This is a genomic window from Paenibacillus sp. YYML68 (genome assembly GCF_027923405.1).
Lineage (GTDB): Bacteria > Bacillota > Bacilli > Paenibacillales > NBRC-103111 > Paenibacillus_G.
In genome coordinates this window covers 3,373,869-3,394,794 of sequence record NZ_BQYI01000001.1, presented here as the reverse complement: position 1 = coordinate 3,394,794, position 20,926 = coordinate 3,373,869, and the positions used below count along the sequence as shown (strand labels likewise).

The window sequence follows — 20,926 nt, the reverse complement described above, 5'->3', positions numbered from 1 at the left end:
GGGTTCAACATGAGCGGCGCTCAGAGCTATCCGGCTACGAAAATATTAGTAGTTGACGATCGCAAAGAAAATTTGTACGCAATGGAAAAAATATTGAGCTCGCTCGGCTGCGACATTCATATGGCGCATTCCGGTAACGAGGCGCTCTCCTATACGCTTCGGCATGATTTCGCGTTGATCTTGCTCGATGTGAACATGCCGGAGATGGATGGCTTCGAGCTTGCCGAAATATTGCGCAGTCATGAGGATACGAAGCAAATACCGATTATATTCGTTACGGCGATTAATAAAGAGGACAAGAGCGTGTTCAAGGGGTACGAGACGGGAGCGGTCGATTACTTGTTCAAGCCCGTCGACGTCGACATTCTGCTCAGCAAGGTCAAAGTATTCCTGGAGCTGAACAAGAAGAAGCAGGAGCTTGTCGCGATCCAGAGTGAGCTTGAGCGAAGCAACCAGAGCTTGACCGAGTTCGCACAGGTCGTCTCCCACGATCTGAAAAATCCGCTTCACGCCATCTCCGGCTTAACCGAGCTGATGCTAACGAAAAATGCAGGGCAGCTGGACGAGCGGGGCCAGGAATCGCTTCGGCTCATCGCGAGCTCCGCTGAGCGGATGAATCGGCTTATTACCGATCTGTTAGCGTTCGCTCAAGTGAACGCAGATTCGTCGGCTTGTCAGATGGTAGATCTAAGTCAGGTCATCTGTGATGTCATCTCCGACCTACGCGCTCGTCTTGAGGCCGAGCGAGGTGAGGTGACGGTCGTCGGACAGCTACCAAGCATCGAGGCGGACCCGACCCAGATGTATCAGCTGTTTCAAAACCTGCTTGCAAATGGTATTAAATATCATGCCCAGGATCGTCCGCCGCGTATTGTCGTGAGGCAGATCGAGGTGCCGAGTCCTGATATTTGCTGCTTCACGATCGAGGACAACGGAATCGGCATGGCAGAGAGCGAGCTCGAATCGATCTTCACCCCGTTCACGCGTCTGAGCAATGCAAGAGGCTATGAAGGCACCGGACTTGGTCTTGCGACCGTTCACAACATCATCAAGCGGCATCAAGGCTTCATTCAAGTTACGAGCTCGCTCGGCGAAGGCACTGTCTTCAAGCTTGCGCTGCCGATACGGCAATCGATGTAAGATGGACATATTGTCACGGCGCGTTACAGAGCGTATAGTGAAGATATAATTCAACACTTGCCGTAGCAGTAATACCCGAGTGTGATCGGACCCTGTTCGTGCAGGTGAAAAAGGATGATGACTATGCCTTGTATCGATATGCCGCTTGAGCAATTGAAAACGTATACCGGACGCAGTCCGAAGCCCGCCGATTTCGACACGTATTGGTCGCAGGCGCTGGAGGAGCTGCGGGCGGTAGATCCCCAGCTTGAGCTTGTACCGGCTGACTTTCAGGTGCCATTTGCCGAATGCTATCACATGTACTTCACAGGAGTGCGGGGAGCCAGACTTCATGCGAAGTATGTGCGACCGAAGCAGGCTGTCGGTCCGCATCCAGCGTTGCTGCAATTCCATGGCTATACGATGCATGCCGGAGATTGGCAGGACAAGCTCGTCTATGCGGCGCTCGGCATGTCCGTCTCGTCGCTCGACGTTCGCGGACAAGGCGGCCGCAGCGAGGACACGGGCGGAGTGAAGGGCAATACGCACCATGGTCATATTATTCGCGGTGTCGACAGCGACGATCCGCACGACCTGCTGTTCCGCCACATCTTCCTCGATACGGCTCAGCTTGCCTCGATCGTGATGAGCTTCTCTGAGGTCGATGCTGCGCGTGTCGGCGCGACGGGCTGGTCGCAGGGCGGTGCGTTGACGATGGCGTGTGCGGCGCTGGAGCCACGCATTAAGCTGGCCGCTCCGGTGTATCCGTTCTTGAGCGATTACAGACGCGTCTGGGAGATGGATCTATGCAAGGATGCGTATGAGGAGCTTCGCACCTATTTCCGCCGCTTCGACCCGCAGCATGTGCGGGAGGATGCGTTCTTCACAAGACTCGGCTATATCGATATTCAGCATCTGTCCCCGCGAATCGAAGCTGAGCTGCTGATCGGTGTCGGGCTGATGGATACGGTATGTCCGCCATCGACCCAGTTCGCTGCGATTAATAAGCTTCGTGCTCCGTACAAGCTAGAGCTCTATCCCGACTTTGCCCACGAGGGCTTGCCGGGTCTCCATGACAAGATCATACAGTTCATGAGCAAGCTGTAATGTAACCGGTTATAATCTGGGTCTGGAGGTGGCCGATGTCCGAGCATATGGAAGAGCTTGGTGGAATCATGAACCGAACAGAGGATCTGATCAATACGAGCCGGGACGTTGCGGATAAGGCGAGCGCTCATGCCGAGCGGACGGATCAGCAAGTCAAGAGGCACAAGGAGCAGATTGAGAAGGCGTTTCTCAGCATTGATCATGCGAATGAGCTCATACGCAAGGCGCGTAATACGTTGAAATAGGTATGGGCCGGGTTTTCCTCCATTGATTGCAGGAAGGCTCGGCCTCTTTGTTATCTTATCCGCTAAGCTTGGGCTCGAGTATGCATAAGAGAACCAGGGGCCGGGAACGCTCAGTCGTGACGGCGCAATGGATCGGGAGGATGAACAGGATGACGAATCGAGTTCGAGTGGAGAAAGATTTTCTCGGCAGCAAGGATGTTCCGGCAGATGCCTACTACGGTGTTCAGACGCTGCGCGCCGTGGAGAACTTCCCGATTACGGGCTACCGGATTCATCAGGAGCTGATTGTGGCGATGGCTCACGTCAAGAAGGCAGCCGCTCTCGCCAACATGGAAACGGGGCAGCTCAAGCCCCATCTGGGCCGCGTTATCGTACAGGCTGCCGATGAGATCATCGCAGGCCGTTGGCACGACCAGTTCATCGTCGATCCGATTCAAGGCGGAGCCGGCACGTCGATCAATATGAATGCGAACGAAGTGATTGCCAATCGGGCCATTGAGCTCATGGGCGGTGAGAAGGGCAACTACTTCATACTCAGCCCGAACACGCATGTCAACATGGCGCAGTCGACGAATGACGCCTTCCCGACAGCAATTCATATCGCGGTGCTGCGCATGCTCGAGCAGCTGCTCGCCGTCATGGAGGAGCTGCACGATAGCTTCAAGGCGAAGGCCGAGGCGTTCGACGGCATTATTAAGATGGGGCGGACGCATCTGCAGGATGGCGTGCCGATCCGGCTCGGGCAGGAGTTCGAGGCGTACCGCCGCGTGTTCGCCCGCGATATGAAGCGGATCAGCCAGACGCGCCAGCATCTGTACGAGATCAACATGGGGGCGACGGCCGTCGGCACGGGGTTGAATGCGGACCCGAGATATATTAAGCGGGTGGCCGAGCTGCTCGCCGAGCAGACGGGCTATCCGCTGGTGAATGCGGAGAACCTCATCGACGCTACGCAAAATACGGACGCTTATACCGAGGTGTCGTCTGCGTTAAAGGTATGTATGATCAACATGTCCAAGGTGGCGAACGATCTGCGGCTGATGGCATCCGGCCCGCGTGCCGGCTTGAACGAGATCAATCTGCCGCCGCGGCAGCCCGGCTCCTCGATCATGCCGGGTAAGGTGAACCCGGTCATGTGCGAGGTCGTCAATCAGGTCGCCTTCCAGGTGATCGGCAACGACCATACGATCTCCTTGGCATCCGAGGCGGGGCAGCTGGAGCTGAACGTGATGGAGCCGGTGCTCGTATTCAACCTGCTCCAGTCGCTCGGAATGATGGCACAGGTGTTCAAGGTGTTCAAGACGCACTGTCTCGACGGCATTGAGCCTAATGTGCACATCTGCAAGGAGTACGTCGAGCGCAGCGTCGGCATCATTACCGCCTTGAATCCGCATCTGGGCTATGAGGTCGTCGCCCGCATCGCACGGGAAGCGATCTTGACCGGCAAGTCGGTCCGCGAGCTGTGTCTGCTGTACGATGTGCTTCGTGAGGAAGAGCTGAATCTCATCCTCGATCCGTATGAGATGACGAACCCTGGCATCGCAGGCATATCGCTGCTTCAGGATGCAGGTGCACCCGAGCTTCGCGGCGATGACTCCCGAGGTGGACGGCGTGAGGAGCCGGGAGACGAGGGTGGGGAAGCTGACCGCTCATAATGGATATGCGCGAGCTGTTTGGCTAGTCGCTTCACGCACAATTGCGCATAGTCGAGCCGTGCTGTGGCACATACTGTAGCTGCTATTCATATTTTGCACATAAAGGAATTGCGCCTGTGAATCGATCATATTGCGTTGTTCGAGTGTTCATTGTTGCTCTCATGCTGCTCACGCTACACACCCTCACTGTCCCGGTCAGCCGTGCCTCTGCACAAGCTGTCATGAAGCCTGTCGTGTCCGAAGCAGAGCTGCTCCTGTCACTGCAGGAGGAGGGCGTCTACATGACCGTGGAGAAGAAGAAGAACCGACTCACCGTCTTCCACAACGGGCGGGTCGTCCGCACCTTCCCGGTCGCTACGGGCAGGAGGGTGGAGCTGACTCCGACCGGTACGTTCCGGATCGTGACGAAGATCGTCAAGCCCTGGTACGTTCGTAAAAAAATACGAGGCGGCGATCCCGCGAATCCGCTTGGCAGCCGCTGGCTTGGCTTAAGCGTCCCGGGCACTGGCGGCTATACGTACGGCATTCATGGAACGAATCGGCCTTATTCGATCGGTACGAGCGCCTCGTCGGGCTGCATTCGAATGCTCAATCGTGATGTGGAGTGGCTGTACCGTCACATTCCGCTTGGCACCGTCGTATTCATCAAGGAATGATTCCATCCTTTTTTCCACCATTAGGCTGCTGCCCGTGACTCTCGTGTTCATGCTTGAATACGGTAATAGGGGACTTGTTGGCTCGGCTGCTGCCAAATGGAAGGAAGGATGAGAATGCTTAACGATTATGAATCGACGATTATCGTATTGGTACTGTTCATTTTGCTGATCATCGTGCTGCTGATGCTGTTTTAAGTGTAAGTAGGATGCTGATACCGAGTGCATCTCTCTATGGAGAGTGCTCGGTTTTTTGTTTTCATAAATTACGGATGAAGGGTCAAACTATTGAAGGTAATAAGGCAGCTGCGGTAACGTACGACCATGATGATGCAGGAGGCTTGCTAGCGAATGGAGGACTGGTTACATATTGCGTGGCGGTCCTTGGCCGCCGTCGTCATCTTGTTTGCGATCACCCGGTTTCTTGGCAAAAAGCAAATATCCCAGCTAACGTTCTTCGAGTACATTACAGGTATTGCGATCGGTGAGCTGGCCGGATTTATTTCGACTGATATCGAGGCTCACTTCTTACACGGCATTACGGCGCTTTCCATCTGGTTTACATTACCATTTGTGATGGAGCTGCTTACGCTTAGGAGCAAGCGGCTGAGAGATTTTTTCGAAGGGACGGGTACGGTATTCATTCGGAATGGCCGTATTCTGGAGCGTAATCTTCGTAAGGAGCGGTATACAGCGGATGAGCTGCTCGAGCAGCTGCGTACCAAAAATGTGTTCCGTGTTGCGGATGTCGAGTTCGCCGTGCTGGAGGCGAGCGGCGAGCTGAGCGTCCTTCAGCGCAAGGAGGTGCAGCCGGTGACGCCAAGTCAGCTCGGTCTTGAGACCGAGCCTGAACGGGAAAGCTACACCGTCATTATGGACGGCGTGCTGCAGGAGGATGGCTTGAAGGAATCACCGCGCAGCTCCGAATGGCTGTCAGGCGAGCTGGAGAAGCTAGGCTTGCAGATGAAGGATGTGTTTCTGGCGGAGGTCGATAGCGGCGGGGGGCTGTACATCGACACGTACGAGGATGCCGTTCCGTTGCAGAGGCAGTCAGGCAAGGCGGCTGCGACCTCTGAAGGCGACCAGTCTGCTGATGTCGGTCAACCGCAGATGTCCAAGCCGAAGCACGTTCAATCGCAGCAACAGTTGCAGCTGCAGCCGCTGCAGCTCGTGCTCGGACGGCTCGAGCGATGCGCTCAGCAGCTGGAGCATGGCGACTCAGCTGTCAGTCAGGAGCAGCGTCTCGTGTACGAGACATGCAGTCGTCAGCTCGAGGGTCTAACCCGCGAGCTGGAGTCGCTAGTGGGTGGAAGCCGGGCGGACGAGCACTTGCATCATTCATGAATCTAAGACGAAAGGCACGAGGAACCATGACGACAAAATCGAAGAAAAAAATTACGTGGTCGCAAAAGGAGTATCAGCAATTCGCCAAGCAAAGCGAGCCGCCAAGACCCGTATTTCGTAACAGCTTGCGTGCCTTCTTCGTAGGCGGTGGTATTTGCATTATCGGACAGCTGCTGATGGAGATGTTCATTCATTGGTTCGGCTTCACCGAGAAGACGGCAGGCAACCCAACCGTAGCCGTATTAATTCTTACCTCTGTGCTTCTGACGAGCTTCGGGGTGTACGACAAGATTGCCCAGTGGGCTGGCGCGGGAACGGCTGTGCCGGTCACTGGCTTTGCGAATTCAGTATGCTCGGCTGCGCTCGAGCATCGCAGTGAAGGTCTTGTGCTCGGCGTAGGGGGCAACATGTTCAAGCTGGCCGGCTCGGTTATTGTGTTCGGTACAGTAGCTGCCTTCTTCGTCGGCATCATACATCTCGTGCTCGGAATAGGAGGTCAGTAAGATGCTGATTGGCGAGCAAAGCTGGGAGTTTCAGAACAAGCCTGTCATTCTCGGCACAGCGACGGTTGTCGGTCCGGATGAAGGGCAAGGTCCTCTCGGCGATCAATTCGACGTCGTACATCAAGACACCAAGCTTGGCGAGGACAGCTGGGAGAAGGCGGAGAAGCGGATGCTTGAGGAGGCGGCTAAGCTGGCGATTCAGCATTCCGGCGTGGCGAAGACGGACATTAACTTCTACGTCGGCGGCGATCTGATGAACCAGATCATCAGCAACAGCTTTGCGGTGCGCAGCTTGCAAATTCCGTACGTCGGCGTGTTCGGCGCCTGCTCGACGTCGATGGAGAGCCTGGCCGTCGCCTCGATGATGGTCGATGGCGGCTATGCCCAGCACGCGATGGCGGCGACGTGCAGCCATAACTGTACGGCGGAGAAGCAGTTCCGGTATCCGACCGAATACGGCTCGCAGAAGCCTCCTTCTGCGCAGTATACGGTCACCGGAGCGGGCGCAGCGGTTATCGGCAAGCAAGGGAGCGGCAGCGGTCCGGTCGTCACAGGCGCTACAATCGGCCGCGTCATCGACATGGGGATTAAGGACCCGTTCAATATGGGGGCGGCCATGGCTCCAGCGGCGGTCGATACGCTTCAATCCCACTTCCGGGACTTTAACCGCGAGCCAGGCTATTATGACCTCATTGTTACTGGCGATCTGGCGAAGGTTGGCTATGCGATGGCAAAGGAGCTGCTGCATAGGCATGGTATACCGATCGATAAGACCGTATATAAGGATTGCGGCCTCATGATTTACGATCTGGAGAATCAAGCAGTACAATCCGGTGGCAGCGGCTGCGGCTGCTCGGCGACGGTCACCTACGGCCATCTGCTGAAGCGGCTCGCGAAGGGCGAGCTGAAGCGAATTCTCGTCGTTGCGACTGGAGCGTTGCTGTCGCCGCTGTCGTTCCAGCAGGGCGAATCTATACCCGGCATAGCGCATGCCGTAGCAATCGAGAGCGGGGAGTGAGTGCGTAATATGGAGCTGATGCAATTTGTGTGGGCATTTCTCATAGGCGGTGCCATCTGTGTCGTTGGTCAAATGATGATGGATGTGTTCAAAATGACGCCGGCGCATACGATGAGCACCCTTGTCGTAACTGGTGCGCTCGTCGAGGCGATTCCGTACGGTGAGAAGGGGCTGTATGATCAATTTATCGAATTCGCCGGAGCAGGGGCGACGGTTCCGATTACGAGCTTCGGCAACGCGCTCGTGCACGGGGCGCTCGCCGAGCTGAAGACGAACGGCGCCATCGGCATACTGACCGGTATCTTTCATATGACCAGCGCAGGTATCTCTGCGGCGATTATTTTCTCCTTCCTCGCTGCGCTCGTATTCCGTCCACAGGGCTAACGGCGTGAAACACTGATCAGGCAGAAGAAAGAGCTCCGATTTCGGAGCTTTTTTGCATTTCTACAAACAATTTCATCAAATTTGCACGTATACGCCGTTTTTTGAATGAAGTACAATGAGGATTACATCATGTATACGCACTTATCAGCTCTCTTTCATATAGGCTTGAACGAAAAACAGACGCGTACGAGGAAGCAGCGACAATGAGGAGGCACAGTCGATGGTAACGTTGATTCAAGAAGATGTAGCTGCGCTAAAGCGCATTCAAGCGAATTTGGAAATGTGTATACTCGGCAAAAGTGAAGAGCTGTCTCTGCTCATGACCGCCATGCTGGCAGGCGGACATGTCCTGCTGGAGGATGTACCGGGCACAGGCAAGACGGTGCTCATCAAGGCGCTGGCCCAGTCGATCCGCGGTCAATTCCGCCGCATTCAATGCAACCCCGATCTTCTTCCTACCGATATTACCGGCGTATCGATCTACCATCCGAAGGAAGAGGCGTTCATATTCCGTGCTGGTCCGATTATGGCTAATATATTGCTTGCTGATGAAATTAACCGCGCCACGACGAAGACGCAGTCGGCGCTGCTCGAGGCGATGGAGGAGCGGCACGTCACGGCTGACGGTCATACGTATGAGCTGCCGAAGCCGTTCCTGCTCCTTGCGACGCAGAATCCGATCGACTTCGAAGGGACCTATACGCTGCCGGAGGCGCAGCTGGACCGCTTCATGATGAAGTTCAGCCTCGGCTACCCCGATGCGGAGACCGAGACCCGCATGATCGTCTCGCAGTCTCTTGCTCATCCGCTGGAATCGCTGGAGCCGGTATCCGATGTGGAGCAGATTCTATCGCTGCAGCAGCAGGTGAAGCAGGTTCATCTGGATGAGGCTGTCGCGGCGTATCTCGTAGCCATTACACGTGCGACCCGAGAGCATCCGTCGGTGTATCTGGGAGCTAGCCCCCGCGCAACGCTGGCGCTCGTCCAGGCGTCCAAGGCCTATGCGCTGCTCCAGTCGCGGGAGTATGTCATACCGGACGATATTAAATTTCTTGCCCCTTATGTATTGGGGCATCGGCTTATCCTTCAGGCGGAGGCGCGGATGGAAGGAGCTTCGGTGCAAGCCGTCCTGCAATCGGTGCTTCAGCAGGTGAAGGTGCCGATACGTTGGGAGAAGTGAGGCCATGAGAGCGACATTCGTTCCGAGGTGGTCCTTGCGCGTGAAGCTTAATCGTAAATTGTGGGCGGTGGCCGCTGCGCTGCTCGGAAGCCTCGGCTACTTGCTGTTCCAAGGCGGCAAGCTCGCCCTGATGCTGTTCGTCATCATGGTGCTGCTCAGCACCTACTTGCTGCTCGGCAAGTGGAGCGGCATTAAGCAGACGCAAGGAGCCCGCTCCTTGCTCGCCAAGGACGGCAGCACGACGTTCGAGGCAGGCGGCTCGCTCGGCGTTCGTCTGCAGCTGACCATTCCCGGCATCTGGCCGATTCCTTACGTCTTCGTCAAGGACCGTCTCTATCATAAGAGCGGCCGTGAGCTAACGTTCGAGTCGACGATCGTCCCGGACTGGCGCAGAAGGACAGACTGGGAATATCGGACTCCGGCTATGCGCCGCGGCCACTACAGCTTCGGTGATACGGAATGCGTCACCGAGGACGTCTTCGGGCTGTTCGAGCATCGCGGTGTCGTGAAGCTGCCGCAGACGCTGTCCGTGCTGCCGCAGACGATCGACATTCGAGATTGGCCGCAGTATCATCAGATGATCAAGGGGATGAGTCATCAGTCCTCGACGACCCGCGCCTTCAGAGAGACGACCCAGATTAACGGTGTGCGCGAATATATGTATGGCGATCGGATTTCCCGCATTCATTGGAATGCAACGGCGAAGAGCGGCACGTGGAAATCGAAGGAGTTCGAGAGGGAGTCGCTGCCCAAAACGTATGTCGTGCTGGATCGCAGCCCGCACGCCTATGCACATGAGGATTCCTTCGAGCTGGCCGTATCGGTAACAGCTTCACTGTTCCAATACGGCTCGAGGCGCGGACTTGCGCTCGGGCTCGTGTCCAGCGGCGAGGAGAGCGGCCTGTTTGAGCCGCGGCCAAGCTTGAACCAGCATCAGCTCGTGCTGCAGCATCTGATCGACGTAGAGCCGGACAGTCCGCAGGTGCTGCGGGATATGCTGCGCGAGAAGCTCGGGCGGCTCGCGCCCGGCAGCTTCTTGACCATCGTCAGTCCGCTCTACGGGGACGGGATGCTGATGCTGCTGCAGTGGCTCAAAAAGCAGCAGATGCATCCTTGTCATCTGTGGATTTCGCCTCCCGCCGATAATCGCAGAGAGGCGTGGGCGATGCAGCTGCGCACGCGCGGCATTGTATGCTACTGCGTGGGCGACCTCGCGGAGCTGCCCGTCCAGTTAGGGGGGAGGCAGCTATGAGTGCTAGACTTGCCGCCTTCCGGCAGCAGCTGCTGTTTCATGAATGGCCGCATCGATTGACTGTGCTGCTGTGCGGCCTGTATGTGCTTCAATTCGTCCTATGGTTCGAGAAGGAGGAGCATTGGTGGCTGCCCGAGACGGTCATGGTCGTTCAGCTTACGCTGCTCGCGATCTGCATCATCGAGCACATTCCGTGGCTGCACTGGCTCGTGCGCGGGGCACTTGAGCTCGTATCGATCGTCGTCATCCAGGTGGTCGTGCTGAGGAGCTACGGTTTGATCGAGGCGATGCCGCTGCGCAGCTTCGTCTCCTCCAAGCTGTTCTTGAACCTGTATGAGCTAACGCCGTATTTATGGTTCAGTCTAGGGGCCTGGGTCGTCTACTTGACGCTGATCTGGTGGGTCGAGTCGAAGTGGCGCATCTACATGCTGCTCGTCCTCTCCGTGCTCGGCTTAAGTATCCGGGATTCGTTCTCGAACGTATACTTGTGGCGTGAAGTCGCGGTCGTTGTGGGCTGTGGGCTCGTGCTGCTCATTCTTGCTCATTTCCGCCGCTTGAAGCGTAAGGACCCCGACGCATGGCGCCAGCTCGCCGACTATCCGTTCTCGATTGTGCTGCCTGTTGCCGCGATGGTCGGCGGAACGATTCTCGTCGGGGTCAGCATGCCGGAGATTGGTCCAATGGTGACCGATCCGTATACGGCTTGGCGGACGTACAAGGGCGAGTCGACGAGCTTCACCACCGGCAAGGGCGTGCAAGTGAACGCTTCACCGGATGCACTGGACTCGTCCTCCGGTTACAGTCGTAATGACCGAAATCTTGGGTCTGGCTTTCAATTTGACTATACCCCGGTCATGACGGTCGACACGACGCATCGCAGCTACTGGCGCGGTGAGGCGCTCGCGCAATATACAGGGCGTGGCTGGCAGGAGAACGAGCTGGACCGTTCGGGCTGGAGCTCCGTACGGCCAGATACGGCGCTGCCGTTCGATCTTCGTTTTCCAGGGGATCAGACGAAGACGCTTGAGGTGACGCAGACGGTTGAGCTGCTGACCGAGACGACCTATCCGGTGTTATTCGGTGCTTATTCCATCCAGAAGCTGACCGCGGTGAACGGCGGACGGAACGGCTTCGAGGCGGTGCAATGGTCGACGCTGCACAGCGAGCTTCGGTATAACGAACGAGTGGCGTACCCGAAGACGTATACGGTCGTGTCGCAAATACCGATCATCGACGAGGAGGCGCTGCGGAAGGCGCCGAAGCTGCAGACGAGGCCAGAGCTGACGCCATATCTGCAGCTGCCGGACCAGCTGCCTCAGCGCGTGCGCACGCTAGCAGCTGATATTACGAAGAATGCAACAAACGAATACGATAAGGCGAAGCTGATCGAGCAATATTTGACGCAGACCTTCCCTTATACGAATAAACCGGACTTGACGAAGGGGCGAAGTCGTGACTTCGTGGACCGCTTCCTCTTCGAGATCAAGGAAGGGTATTGCGACTACTATTCGAGCGCGATGGCTGTGATGGCCCGCTCCGTCGGCTTGCCGACGCGTTGGGTGAAGGGCTATACGGCCGGTGCCTCCCAGCTCGATGAGCAGATGTTCGGCTTCGTGCCGGAGGAGTTCCTTGATGCGAATGAGGGCGGACAGTACACGGTGCGTAATTCTGATGCTCATTCGTGGGTTGAGGTATACTTCAGCGGCTACGGCTGGGTGCCCTTCGAGCCGACCTCCGGCTTCGTGATGCCGACTGCTGAGCCTGTTGAGGAGCTGGAGCTCGATGTGAGCGAGCTTGAGACGGACCCGGCTGCTGTAGAGGCGGGGACAACGGCGGCATCGTCAAGCAATGTGTATGCGATTGTGGCAGGACTGGTGACAGCTGCCCTTGCGGTTATGTACGCGATGTGGCGCTTGCAGCTCGTCGAGCTGATTGGCGAGCGTATGCGCCGCCGCCGCGCCTCGCAGATGAAGCAGAGGCTCATCCTCGAGTGCGAGCGATTGCTGCGCATTCTGCGCCGCAGCGGCTACGAGCGTGAGGAGCACGAGACGCTTCGTGAATCGGCACGCCGATGGACGAAGCAGAGCCGCTGGATGAAGCCGGAGCTCGAGACGCTGCTCGCCTTGTTCGAGAAGGCGAAGTACGGCCGTGCGGATATCACCGAGGCCGATTGGCATGAGACGGTGCAGATTGTAGATAAGCTGCGTGAGCAGCTGAAGTAGCGGAGCTGCTGCACGGGCTATGCATCGGAGATCGTCCGGTCATGCATCGAAAGATCGGATGGAGCCGGACGATCGGAGGGTCGTCCGGCTTTTATCGTTGTGGGGGAGGTGCTTGGCGTGGTAGTGAGTCGAGTCGAGTTAGCTACCCGGGGGCAACGAGACGCGAGTGCGAGCGGGATAAAGCACGAAACGTGCGCTATCGGGCGTCAGGAGGAGTAGCGAGACGCGGGTGCGAGCGGGATAAAGCACGAAACGTGCGCTATCGGGCGTCAGGAGGAGCAACGAGACGCGAGTGCGAGCGGAATAAGTCACGAAACGTGCGCTATCGGGTGTCAGGAGGAGTAGCGAGACGCGGGTGCGAGCGGGATAAAGCACGAAACGTGTGCTATCGGGCGTCAGGAGGAGTAGCGAGACGCGGGTGCGAGCGGGATAAAGCACGAAACGTGCGCTATCGGGCGTCAGGAGGAGCAACGAGACGCGGGTGCGAGCGGGATAAAGCACGAAACGTGCGCTAACCGGGTTGAGTGTGTAAGGGGTCTGACGCGACCTTCCGCCCCCTCTTTGCAACAAAAAGGACAAGTATGGTATAGTTTGCGTATATAGCCATGTTTCTCGAGGTGACCGTGTTGCTGACGAAGCTGATTCCACGCGAGCAAGTGAACAGCATTTACGAAATCGAACTGGATACGTTATGGAAGCAGGGATATCGAGGCATCATAACGGACTTGGACAATACGCTTGTAGGGGCCAAAGCGCCTCTTGCGACCCCGGAGCTGCTGGATTGGCTGAAGGTAGTCGGGCAGATCGGCTTTCAGGTTGTCGTCGTGTCGAACAACCAGCGGGCGAGAGTGTCCAGATTCGCGGAGCCTTTGTCCCTGCCTTTTATTTATCGGGCGAAGAAGCCAACGCTCGTGTCATTCAACCGGGCGATGCGCATGATGAGCCTGAAGCCGGAGCAGACGATCATGATCGGCGATCAGATGCTGACGGACGTGCTCGGGGGCAACAGACTCGGGCTGTACACGATTCTTGTGAGGCCGATAGAGCTTGCCGACGAAGGCTTCTTCACCAAGGTGAACCGGAGGCTGGAGAAGGCAGCGCTTAAGATTATGAAGAGATAAGGTAGGGAATGTATGACGGCTGACCGCAAATTACTAACATCAGACAGCAGTGGCTGTACAGGGTGCGGCGTAGCGCTGCAGACCGAGGATCCGCAGAAGCTCGGCTATGTGCCGGAATCGGCTTTGGCCCGGACGCCCATCATATGCCAGCGCTGCTTCCGCATTAAGAACTATAACGAATCGTCCAGCATTACGCTGAACCAGGATGACTTCCTGCGATTGCTCGGCCATGTCGGCTCGACGAATTCGCTCGTGGTGAACATCGTGGATCTGTTCGACTTCGAAGGAAGCATGATCTCAAGTCTTGCCCGCTTCGTCGGAACGAATCCGATCGTGCTCGTCGTCAACAAGATCGACCTGCTGCCGAAAGTAACGAACTACAACCGCATCCTGAACTGGGTGCAGCGACAGGCGAAGGAAGCCGGGCTCAAGGTCGTTGAGATCGTGCTCTGCTCTGCTAAAAAGAACATGGGCTTCGAGCGCGTCATCGAAGCGCTGGACCATCACCGCAAGGGTCGTGACATTTATGTAGTCGGAGCGACGAACGTCGGCAAGTCGACGCTCATCAACCGGCTTATTCGCGATTATAGCGATCTCGACAGCGAGCTGACGACGTCGCAGTATCCAGGGACGACGCTCGATCTCGTGCGCATCCCGCTGGATGACGGCTCGTCGATCATCGACACGCCGGGCATTGTGTACAAGCACCGTCTCACCGAGCTTGTCAGCAAGAGCGATCTGGTCAAGCTGATGCCGGATAAGGTGCTGAAGCCGCTCGTTTTTCAGCTGAATGAGCAGCAGACGATCTTCTTCGGCGGGTATGCGAGATTCGACTTCGTGCAAGGGGAGCGCCAGTCGTTCACGTTCTACGTATCCAACGCGCTGAACCCGCACCGGACGAAGCTGGAGCGTGCCGACGAGCTGTACGAAGAACACAAGGGCGTCATGCTCGCACCGCCGACGCTTGCGGAGCTCGAGCTGCTGCCGCCTTGGACGAAGCACGCCGTGCGCATCCCGAAGGGGAAGTCGATTGACATCTCCATCTCCGGTCTAGGCTGGGTGAAGGCGAACAGTCAGTCAGGCGCCGACCTTGTCGTGCACGTCCCGAAGGGCGTGAAGGTGTCCATTCGTGAATCGTTAATTTAGCTGTTGAGAAAAGTGCCTAGTACGGCTTATGGGAGGTCGGAACCGGCATAGTGTAGAAGAGGAGAGCGAGAGTAATGGGGAATACAATGTCTAGGCTTGACAGTCATACGCTGTTCTTCGGTGTGTTTGGAGACCCGATTCGCCAGTCCAAATCGCCGATTATGCTGAACCGCGCGTTCGAAGCAGTCGGAATGAACGCCGCGTACGGAGCGTTCCACATCAAGCCGGGCACGCTCAAGGACGCCATCGCAGGCATTCGTGCCCTGCAGTTCCGCGGCGTGAACGTCACGGTGCCGCACAAGGTCGAGGTCATGGATTACCTCGATCATATCGACGAGGCCGCCCGCACGATCGGCGCGGTCAACACGATCGTCAACGACGACGGCAAGCTGACCGGCTTCAACACCGACGGCATCGGCTACATCCGCTCCTTGAAGGAAGAGACTGGCATCGAGCTCCGCGGCCGCAAGGTGCTCATGATCGGGGCAGGCGGCGCTGCTCGCGGCGTCGGCTACGCACTGGCCAAGGAAGGCACCGAGCACATCTACATCGCCAACCGTACAACGGAAAAAGCCGTCGAGCTCGCCGCTTCCATGAGCTCCTTCGCCAGCGTCAGCGGCCACAGCCTCGACGACATCCCAGCTCTCGCCGCTGAAGCTGCACTCATCGTCAACAATACTTCGGTCGGCATGCACCCGAACGTCGACGACATCCCGATGGATGTCTCCTGTATACGACCGGACACGGTCGCGAGCGACCTGGTCTACAACCCGCTGGTCACGCGCTTCCTCCGCGAAGCCCGTGACCAGCGAGGCGCAACCGTACACAGCGGCCTCGGCATGTTCATCTATCAAGGCGCTTACGCCTTCGAATACTGGACCGGCCAGCCCGCACCCGTCACCGTCATGCGCGAAGCCGTGCTCGCCTCCTTCGAGGCCGCCGCAGCCAAGGCTTAGCGCTTGAAGCCGCGGAAAGCCCACGAAGGCCTGTAAGGCCGAACCGTGGCACTTTCCCACAGCACTTGCACCAAAGCTGAGCACCCGAGAAAAAACAGCGGAAAGCCCACGAAGGCCCGCAGGGCCGAACCGTGGCGCTTTCCACCAGCACTTGCACCAAAGCTAACCCCCGGGAAAAACTGCGGAAAGCCCACGAAGGCCTGCAAGGCCGGACCGTGGCGCTTTGCACCAGCACTTGCACCAAAGCTGAGCACCCGAGAAAAAACAGCGGAAAGCCCACGAAGGCCTGTAAGGCCGGACCGTGGCGCTTTCCCACCATTCGGAGTAAGCTTTATGACGCCAGTCATAAGCGAGTCCTTGCACCACCCATAGCACACCATGCTCCCACAGGACCCACCTTGCACATGCGAAGGCACCAAGTCCCGTAAGAGCGCCGACGTAAGCGTGCCCCGACCCACTTCAGCCCATGCTGAAGCGGGTCGGGGCGACAAGCGATCACCACCACATACATGACCATCAACGAGGCCCCGTCCCCTCATTCGCAGCATTACGGGGTCCAGGGGCGTAGCGCCCTGGTCCTCCCCCTTCACAGAAGGGGGAAAGAGGGGGATGGGAGAAGGAGACCCGCCACTATGCTAACAGGCAAACAAAAAAGACATCTGCGCTCCCTCGCGCACCACTTGACCCCGATCTTCCAGGTCGGCAAGGGCGGCGTGAACGAGCATATTTTTCGCCATATCGAGGAAGCGATCGAAACACGCGAGCTGATCAAGCTGTCCGTGCTCAACAACAACGACGAGGACCGTCACGAGATCGCACGCGAGCTGGCCGAAGGCTCCGGCTCGGAGCTCGTACAGGTCATCGGAAGCACAATCGTTCTGTACAAGGAATCGAAGGACCATAAAACGATCGAGCTGCCGTAATGATATAAAGAAAAAGATGGAAGTCGAGGAGAAGCCGATGAAGGTTGGCATCATGGGGGGAACCTTTGATCCGATCCATATCGGCCATCTGCTTGCGGCGCAGCATGCGCTCGAGCAGGCCGAGCTGGACGAGGTATGGTTCATGCCGACGAACATTCCGCCGCACAAGCCGCAGTCGCAGGGCGCTTCGGGCGAGCAGCGGCTTGAGATGGTACGTCTGGCCGTGCACGATCAGCCTCAACTGCGGGAATGCCGAATCGAGCTGGATAAGGGCGGCATCTCGTACAGCATCGAGACGGTCCACTTGCTGAGAGAGCTGCATCCGGACTACATGTTTTCCTATATTATCGGTGCGGATATGGTGCAGTACTTGCCGAAGTGGCTCAAGATCGATGAGCTTGTGTCGATGGTGACATTCATCGGTCTTCAGCGGCCGGGTTACCAGACCGAGCTCAACACCTTACCGCCTGAGATTCAGAAAGCTGTCACGCTCGTGCACATGCCGCAAATCGAGTTGTCCTCGACGGCGATCCGCGAGCGGGTTGCCGCAGGTCGCACCGTGCGCTATATGGTGCCTGATCCCGTGCTGGAATATATGGAGGTGAATCGTCTGTATGAAGCTTAATCGTGAACAGCTCATAGCCTCCGTGAAGGAGCAGATGCCTGAGAAAAGATGGCTCCACACGCTCGGTGTGATGGAGACGTCGATCCAGCTCGCCGAGCGGTTCGGCTCCGATCCGGTCAAGGCAGAGCTTGCCGCTATCCTGCACGACGTATGCAAGTATTGGCGGGTCGATGAGCAGGCGCGCATCATCCGTGAGAACAGCCTGCCGCAGGATCTGCTCGACTACGACAAGGAGCTGTGGCACGCGCATGCCGGAGCTTGGGTCGCGAGGACGGAATATGGCGTTGACGACGAGGAAGTGCTGGACGCGATCCGGTACCATACGTCAGGACGCGAGCGAATGACACTGCTCGATAAGGTCGTCTGCCTGGCTGATTATATGGAGCCGGGACGAGATTATCCGGGCGTGCATATGATTCGGGAAATCGCTGAACATAATCTCGAGAGGGCGCTGCTCGCAGGGTTCGACGGAACGATTCGTCTGCTGCTGGATCGAGGGAAGCGCATCTACCCGTTAACGGTGCTGGCACGTAATGGGCTGGTCGTTGAGCTGAACGAGCTGATGGAGACGAACGAGCAGTAGCATGTAGCATCATTGAGCTGAAGCTGCGCTGCATTATACTTTTATAGACCATACAACATGCTAACATTAAAGGGAGGAACACGAATGGCCATTCAACCGGACGAACTGATGACGCTTGCCATCGACGCAGCGGAGGACAAAAAAGCGATGAATGTTATCGCACTGAATTTGCGAGGAATTTCCTTGATCGCCGACTACTTCATCATATGCCACGGAAACTCGGAAACGCAGGTGCAGGCCATCGCTACCGAAATTCGCAAAAGAGCGGACGAAAAGGGCGTACATGTTCGCGGTCTGGAAGGGATGGATACGGCGCGCTGGGTGCTGATCGATCTGGGAGATGTGGTCGTGCATGTATTCCATCGCGACGATCGGGAGTATTACAACATTGAACGGCTCTGGTCGGATGCCAAAGTAGTTGAGCGCGTATGAGCTTTGTGACAGGCACGTATCATACGGTTAAGGTGGGGCGTGAGCTGTCGCCTTATGGGTATTTCTTGACGAACGGCAGTCAGGAGGTGCTCATGCATTACAGCGAAATGGTCGGTCAGGTCAAGGTAGGTGAGGAGCTCGACGTATTCCTGTTCCACGACTCGGAGGACCGTCTCTCGGCAACCATGCGTAAGCCGCTCATCACGCTCGATGAGGTGGCGCTGCTGGAGGTCGCGGACATTCATCCGCGGTTCGGCTGCTTCCTCGAGATGGGGCTTGGGCGTCAGCTGCTGCTGCCGTTCCGCGAGCTACCAGAGCTGAAGGAGCTTCATCCGCAGGTCGGGGATAAGGTATTTGTCGTCCTGTCTCATGATAAGCAGGGACGACTGCTCGCCAGACTCGCCCAAGAGGACCAGCTTCGCAGTCTATGTGTGCGCGCTCCTGAGTCTTGGCTGAACCGCAAGGTGGAGGCGCGTGTGTACAAGCCGCTGCAGATGGGCAGCTTCGTCGTCTGTGATGCAGGGGTGCTCGGCTTCGGCATCATCGGGCTCATTCATGCTACTGAACGGACACGGCTCTTGCGGCTCGGCGAGACGGTAGAGATGCGCATTACGTTCGTCCGCGAGGACGGCAATGTGAACGGATCGATGCGCGAGCGTAAGGAGGTCGGCCGCGAGGACGACTCGGCCAAGCTGCTGGCGTACATGATGGAGCGCCCGAACAGGGCGATGCCGTATTCGGATGAGACACCGGCTGATCTGATCACTCAGCGGTTCGGGATGAGCAAGTCCGCGTTCAAGCGGGCGCTCGGCAAGCTGATGAAGGACGGACTCGTGTATCAGCAGGGCAGCTGGACGTATTTGAAGGAAGAGAAGCAGGAGGCCGAACCGGCTAGCGAATCGTAATCGGCTCGCTGCCGGTTTTTTTTATATGACAAATAAGCTGAAGGGGGCGGTGACAATGGCGTATGAGCAATTCTCGCAGGTGTACGATCGGCTGATGGAGGATATGCCTTATGAGGACTGGCTGCGCTTCGCTAGCAGCGCGTGGGAGCGGCATGGCAAGCCGCGGACGGTCGTCGATCTTGGCTGCGGTACGGGACGTCTTGCGATCGAGCTGGCGCAGCTCGGGTATGAGGTGGTCGGCATCGACTTGTCCGAGGACATGCTGGCGATTGCGCGGAATAAGGCTGACGAGGCGGAGAAGCGAGCGGGAGCGCAGACGGGCGGAAGTCTTCTCTTGCTGCAGCAGGATATGCGGGAATGGTCGATCGGTCGGCAGGTGGAGTCGGTGGTGTCGTTCTGCGACTGCATGAACTATTTACTGGAGCCGGAGGACCTTGCAGCTACGTTCCAGCACACGTATGACGCGCTGCAGAGCGGGGGCTTGTTCCTGTTCGATATGCACTCGACGTACCAGCTTCGGTCGTACTTCGAGACACAGCCGTTCATGCTGAACGAGGAGGACGTTGCGTACATCTGGACGTGCGACTTCGATTATGGGCGCTGCGAGATCGAGCATGACCTTACGATATTCGTGAAAGAAGAACGAGCGGTCATGTCGGCTGATGATGGGGTGAAGGATCGGTTCGTGCGGGTGGACGAGCGGCATATGCAGCGTGCTTACGCGCAGGAGCTCGTGACGGAGCTATTGGAACGAGCTGGCTTCGTCGGCGTAGAGATATACGCGGATTTCAAGTGGGAAGCGCCGGATGAGGAGTCGCAGCGGCTGTTCTTCTGGGCGGTGAAGCCGTAGCGATCAGCTGGGCTTGTGAGTAAGCGAGGAGTGGGACTGCGTTCCTGTAGGCTCGCAAGGCAGTTGCTGACAGCAAGTATAGCAGCATGTCATTCTACCCGCACAAGCAGCTCGCTGCTCTAGCGCTGGAGCAGATGCAGAAAGAGCTGCAGCAGGCACAAGATAATGCCCCATAGTGGTAGCGATAGCAGTAATCCATTGACGAGTCCGCGCATAAGGAATCCCTCCAAGCGTCCTTTTATTCACAGTATGATCCGTTGCGGTCTGGAGTAACCGTGGTGGGGACCTATTTCCCGGAAAATACCGGATACCGAGCAGCTAGCGAGGCTTGAATAGGCTCGAGATGGACTGAGCGGTGAATGCATACAGGGTGAGATAGGCCGGAGCTATCTGTCAGCTTGACATCAGGGAATTGTTGCACCTATAATGGTGGGTAATTGGAGATTGAAGGCAACGATAAGAAGCAGTAGCTTGCAGGCCCGCTTGGCAGAGAGTCGGTGGAGGGTGCGAACCGGCAGCGGCAGGAAGCGAACTCGTCTTGGAGCCAGAAGGTGAACGTCGTAGCGGAGCTGTAAGCGGCCGTGTGCGACACGACAAGTAGCTGGATCGAGCGCCTCGCGTTAAGAGGATCGAGTGGACGATCGGCAAAGCATGCCGGCGTCAACTAGGGTGGTACCACGGAAGCAGCAGCTCTCGTCCCTAG

20 protein-coding genes and 1 pseudogene are annotated in these 20,926 nt (G+C 57.2%); all 21 read left to right on the top strand.

Features of this window, described 5'->3' with window-relative positions:
* Window positions 1-9: 9 nt before the first annotated feature.
* Window positions 10-1,140, top strand: a complete 1,131-nt coding sequence (locus tag PAE68_RS15430; RefSeq protein WP_281888367.1) for a hybrid sensor histidine kinase/response regulator — start codon at window positions 10-12, stop codon at window positions 1,138-1,140.
* Between the two features lie 123 nt (window positions 1,141-1,263).
* Window positions 1,264-2,226 (top strand): acetylxylan esterase, encoded by a 963-nt coding sequence (locus PAE68_RS15425; protein WP_281891096.1) that lies wholly within the window; start codon window positions 1,264-1,266, stop codon window positions 2,224-2,226.
* Between the two features lie 35 nt (window positions 2,227-2,261).
* Window positions 2,262-2,471: a hypothetical protein gene (locus PAE68_RS15420; protein WP_281888366.1), complete on the top strand. Its 210-nt coding sequence runs from the start codon at window positions 2,262-2,264 to the stop codon at window positions 2,469-2,471.
* A gap of 149 nt (window positions 2,472-2,620) precedes the next feature.
* The gene (aspA, locus tag PAE68_RS15415; RefSeq protein WP_281888365.1) at window positions 2,621-4,126 is read left to right on the top strand and encodes an aspartate ammonia-lyase; all 1,506 of its coding nucleotides are present in this window, start codon (window positions 2,621-2,623) and stop codon (window positions 4,124-4,126) included.
* Between the two features lie 116 nt (window positions 4,127-4,242).
* Entirely contained in the window at window positions 4,243-4,782 is a 540-nt protein-coding gene (locus PAE68_RS15410) for a L,D-transpeptidase (RefSeq protein ID WP_281888363.1), read from the top strand.
* A 348-nt stretch (window positions 4,783-5,130) separates the two neighbouring features.
* Window positions 5,131-6,123: a DUF421 domain-containing protein gene (locus PAE68_RS15405; RefSeq protein WP_281888361.1), complete on the top strand. Its 993-nt coding sequence runs from the start codon at window positions 5,131-5,133 to the stop codon at window positions 6,121-6,123.
* Window positions 6,124-6,149: 26 nt separating this feature from the next.
* Window positions 6,150-6,626 carry a stage V sporulation protein AC gene (spoVAC, locus tag PAE68_RS15400; protein ID WP_281888359.1) on the top strand — a complete coding sequence of 159 codons (477 nt, stop codon included), beginning with the start codon at window positions 6,150-6,152 and terminating at the stop codon, window positions 6,624-6,626.
* Between the two features lies 1 nt (window position 6,627).
* Window positions 6,628-7,644: a stage V sporulation protein AD gene (gene spoVAD, locus PAE68_RS15395; protein ID WP_281888357.1), complete on the top strand. Its 1,017-nt coding sequence runs from the start codon at window positions 6,628-6,630 to the stop codon at window positions 7,642-7,644.
* An 18-nt stretch (window positions 7,645-7,662) separates the two neighbouring features.
* Window positions 7,663-8,028 (top strand): stage V sporulation protein AE, encoded by a 366-nt coding sequence (gene spoVAE / locus PAE68_RS15390; protein WP_281891095.1) that lies wholly within the window; start codon window positions 7,663-7,665, stop codon window positions 8,026-8,028.
* A gap of 211 nt (window positions 8,029-8,239) precedes the next feature.
* Window positions 8,240-9,208, top strand: a pseudogene (locus PAE68_RS15385) (AAA family ATPase); the annotation flags it as partial.
* A gap of 4 nt (window positions 9,209-9,212) precedes the next feature.
* Window positions 9,213-10,460, top strand: coding sequence for a DUF58 domain-containing protein (locus PAE68_RS15380; protein ID WP_281888356.1), 1,248 nt, complete (start codon window positions 9,213-9,215; stop codon window positions 10,458-10,460).
* Entirely contained in the window at window positions 10,457-12,682 is a 2,226-nt protein-coding gene (locus PAE68_RS15375; protein WP_281888355.1) for a transglutaminase TgpA family protein, read from the top strand. The genes PAE68_RS15380 and PAE68_RS15375 overlap by 4 nt, the downstream gene beginning before the upstream one ends.
* 626 nt (window positions 12,683-13,308) lie before the next feature.
* Entirely contained in the window at window positions 13,309-13,803 is a 495-nt protein-coding gene (locus PAE68_RS15370) for a YqeG family HAD IIIA-type phosphatase (protein WP_281888353.1), read from the top strand.
* Window positions 13,804-13,815: 12 nt separating this feature from the next.
* Window positions 13,816-14,949 carry a ribosome biogenesis GTPase YqeH gene (gene yqeH / locus PAE68_RS15365; protein WP_281888351.1) on the top strand — a complete coding sequence of 378 codons (1,134 nt, stop codon included), beginning with the start codon at window positions 13,816-13,818 and terminating at the stop codon, window positions 14,947-14,949.
* A gap of 74 nt (window positions 14,950-15,023) precedes the next feature.
* On the top strand, window positions 15,024-15,905 hold the full coding sequence (gene aroE / locus PAE68_RS15360) for a shikimate dehydrogenase (protein ID WP_281888348.1): 882 nt from the start codon (window positions 15,024-15,026) through the stop codon (window positions 15,903-15,905).
* A 632-nt stretch (window positions 15,906-16,537) separates the two neighbouring features.
* A complete protein-coding gene (gene yhbY / locus PAE68_RS15355) occupies window positions 16,538-16,828 on the top strand; it encodes a ribosome assembly RNA-binding protein YhbY (protein WP_281888346.1) in 291 nt (96 codons plus the stop codon).
* A 37-nt stretch (window positions 16,829-16,865) separates the two neighbouring features.
* Window positions 16,866-17,453, top strand: coding sequence for a nicotinate-nucleotide adenylyltransferase (locus PAE68_RS15350; protein ID WP_281888344.1), 588 nt, complete (start codon window positions 16,866-16,868; stop codon window positions 17,451-17,453).
* Window positions 17,443-18,036 carry a bis(5'-nucleosyl)-tetraphosphatase (symmetrical) YqeK gene (yqeK, locus tag PAE68_RS15345; protein WP_281888342.1) on the top strand — a complete coding sequence of 198 codons (594 nt, stop codon included), beginning with the start codon at window positions 17,443-17,445 and terminating at the stop codon, window positions 18,034-18,036. The genes PAE68_RS15350 and yqeK overlap by 11 nt, the downstream gene beginning before the upstream one ends.
* A gap of 84 nt (window positions 18,037-18,120) precedes the next feature.
* Window positions 18,121-18,468 carry a ribosome silencing factor gene (gene rsfS / locus PAE68_RS15340; protein WP_281888340.1) on the top strand — a complete coding sequence of 116 codons (348 nt, stop codon included), beginning with the start codon at window positions 18,121-18,123 and terminating at the stop codon, window positions 18,466-18,468.
* Entirely contained in the window at window positions 18,465-19,373 is a 909-nt protein-coding gene (locus PAE68_RS15335; RefSeq protein ID WP_281888339.1) for a CvfB family protein, read from the top strand. Before rsfS ends, PAE68_RS15335 begins: the two co-directional genes overlap by 4 nt.
* A 55-nt stretch (window positions 19,374-19,428) precedes the next feature.
* Entirely contained in the window at window positions 19,429-20,223 is a 795-nt protein-coding gene (locus PAE68_RS15330; protein WP_281888337.1) for a class I SAM-dependent DNA methyltransferase, read from the top strand.
* Window positions 20,224-20,926 lie beyond the last annotated feature (703 nt).

What these genes read in the sequence shown, in the direction of transcription:
- PAE68_RS15430 (WP_281888367.1), top strand. Translation starts at nt 10, where the DNA reads ATGAGCGGCGCTCAGAGCTATCCGGCTACGAAAATATTAGTAGTTGAC.
- PAE68_RS15425 (WP_281891096.1), top strand. Translation starts at nt 1,264, where the DNA reads ATGCCTTGTATCGATATGCCGCTTGAGCAATTGAAAACGTATACCGGA.
- PAE68_RS15420 (WP_281888366.1), top strand. Translation starts at nt 2,262, where the DNA reads ATGTCCGAGCATATGGAAGAGCTTGGTGGAATCATGAACCGAACAGAG.
- aspA (WP_281888365.1), top strand. Translation starts at nt 2,621, where the DNA reads ATGACGAATCGAGTTCGAGTGGAGAAAGATTTTCTCGGCAGCAAGGAT.
- PAE68_RS15405 (WP_281888361.1), top strand. Translation starts at nt 5,131, where the DNA reads ATGGAGGACTGGTTACATATTGCGTGGCGGTCCTTGGCCGCCGTCGTC.
- spoVAC (WP_281888359.1), top strand. Translation starts at nt 6,150, where the DNA reads ATGACGACAAAATCGAAGAAAAAAATTACGTGGTCGCAAAAGGAGTAT.
- spoVAD (WP_281888357.1), top strand. Translation starts at nt 6,628, where the DNA reads ATGCTGATTGGCGAGCAAAGCTGGGAGTTTCAGAACAAGCCTGTCATT.
- spoVAE (WP_281891095.1), top strand. Translation starts at nt 7,663, where the DNA reads ATGCAATTTGTGTGGGCATTTCTCATAGGCGGTGCCATCTGTGTCGTT.
- PAE68_RS15380 (WP_281888356.1), top strand. Translation starts at nt 9,213, where the DNA reads ATGAGAGCGACATTCGTTCCGAGGTGGTCCTTGCGCGTGAAGCTTAAT.
- PAE68_RS15375 (WP_281888355.1), top strand. Translation starts at nt 10,457, where the DNA reads ATGAGTGCTAGACTTGCCGCCTTCCGGCAGCAGCTGCTGTTTCATGAA.
- yqeH (WP_281888351.1), top strand. Translation starts at nt 13,816, where the DNA reads ATGACGGCTGACCGCAAATTACTAACATCAGACAGCAGTGGCTGTACA.
- aroE (WP_281888348.1), top strand. Translation starts at nt 15,024, where the DNA reads ATGGGGAATACAATGTCTAGGCTTGACAGTCATACGCTGTTCTTCGGT.
- yhbY (WP_281888346.1), top strand. Translation starts at nt 16,538, where the DNA reads ATGCTAACAGGCAAACAAAAAAGACATCTGCGCTCCCTCGCGCACCAC.
- PAE68_RS15350 (WP_281888344.1), top strand. Translation starts at nt 16,866, where the DNA reads ATGAAGGTTGGCATCATGGGGGGAACCTTTGATCCGATCCATATCGGC.
- yqeK (WP_281888342.1), top strand. Translation starts at nt 17,443, where the DNA reads ATGAAGCTTAATCGTGAACAGCTCATAGCCTCCGTGAAGGAGCAGATG.
- rsfS (WP_281888340.1), top strand. Translation starts at nt 18,121, where the DNA reads ATGGCCATTCAACCGGACGAACTGATGACGCTTGCCATCGACGCAGCG.
- PAE68_RS15335 (WP_281888339.1), top strand. Translation starts at nt 18,465, where the DNA reads ATGAGCTTTGTGACAGGCACGTATCATACGGTTAAGGTGGGGCGTGAG.
- PAE68_RS15330 (WP_281888337.1), top strand. Translation starts at nt 19,429, where the DNA reads ATGGCGTATGAGCAATTCTCGCAGGTGTACGATCGGCTGATGGAGGAT.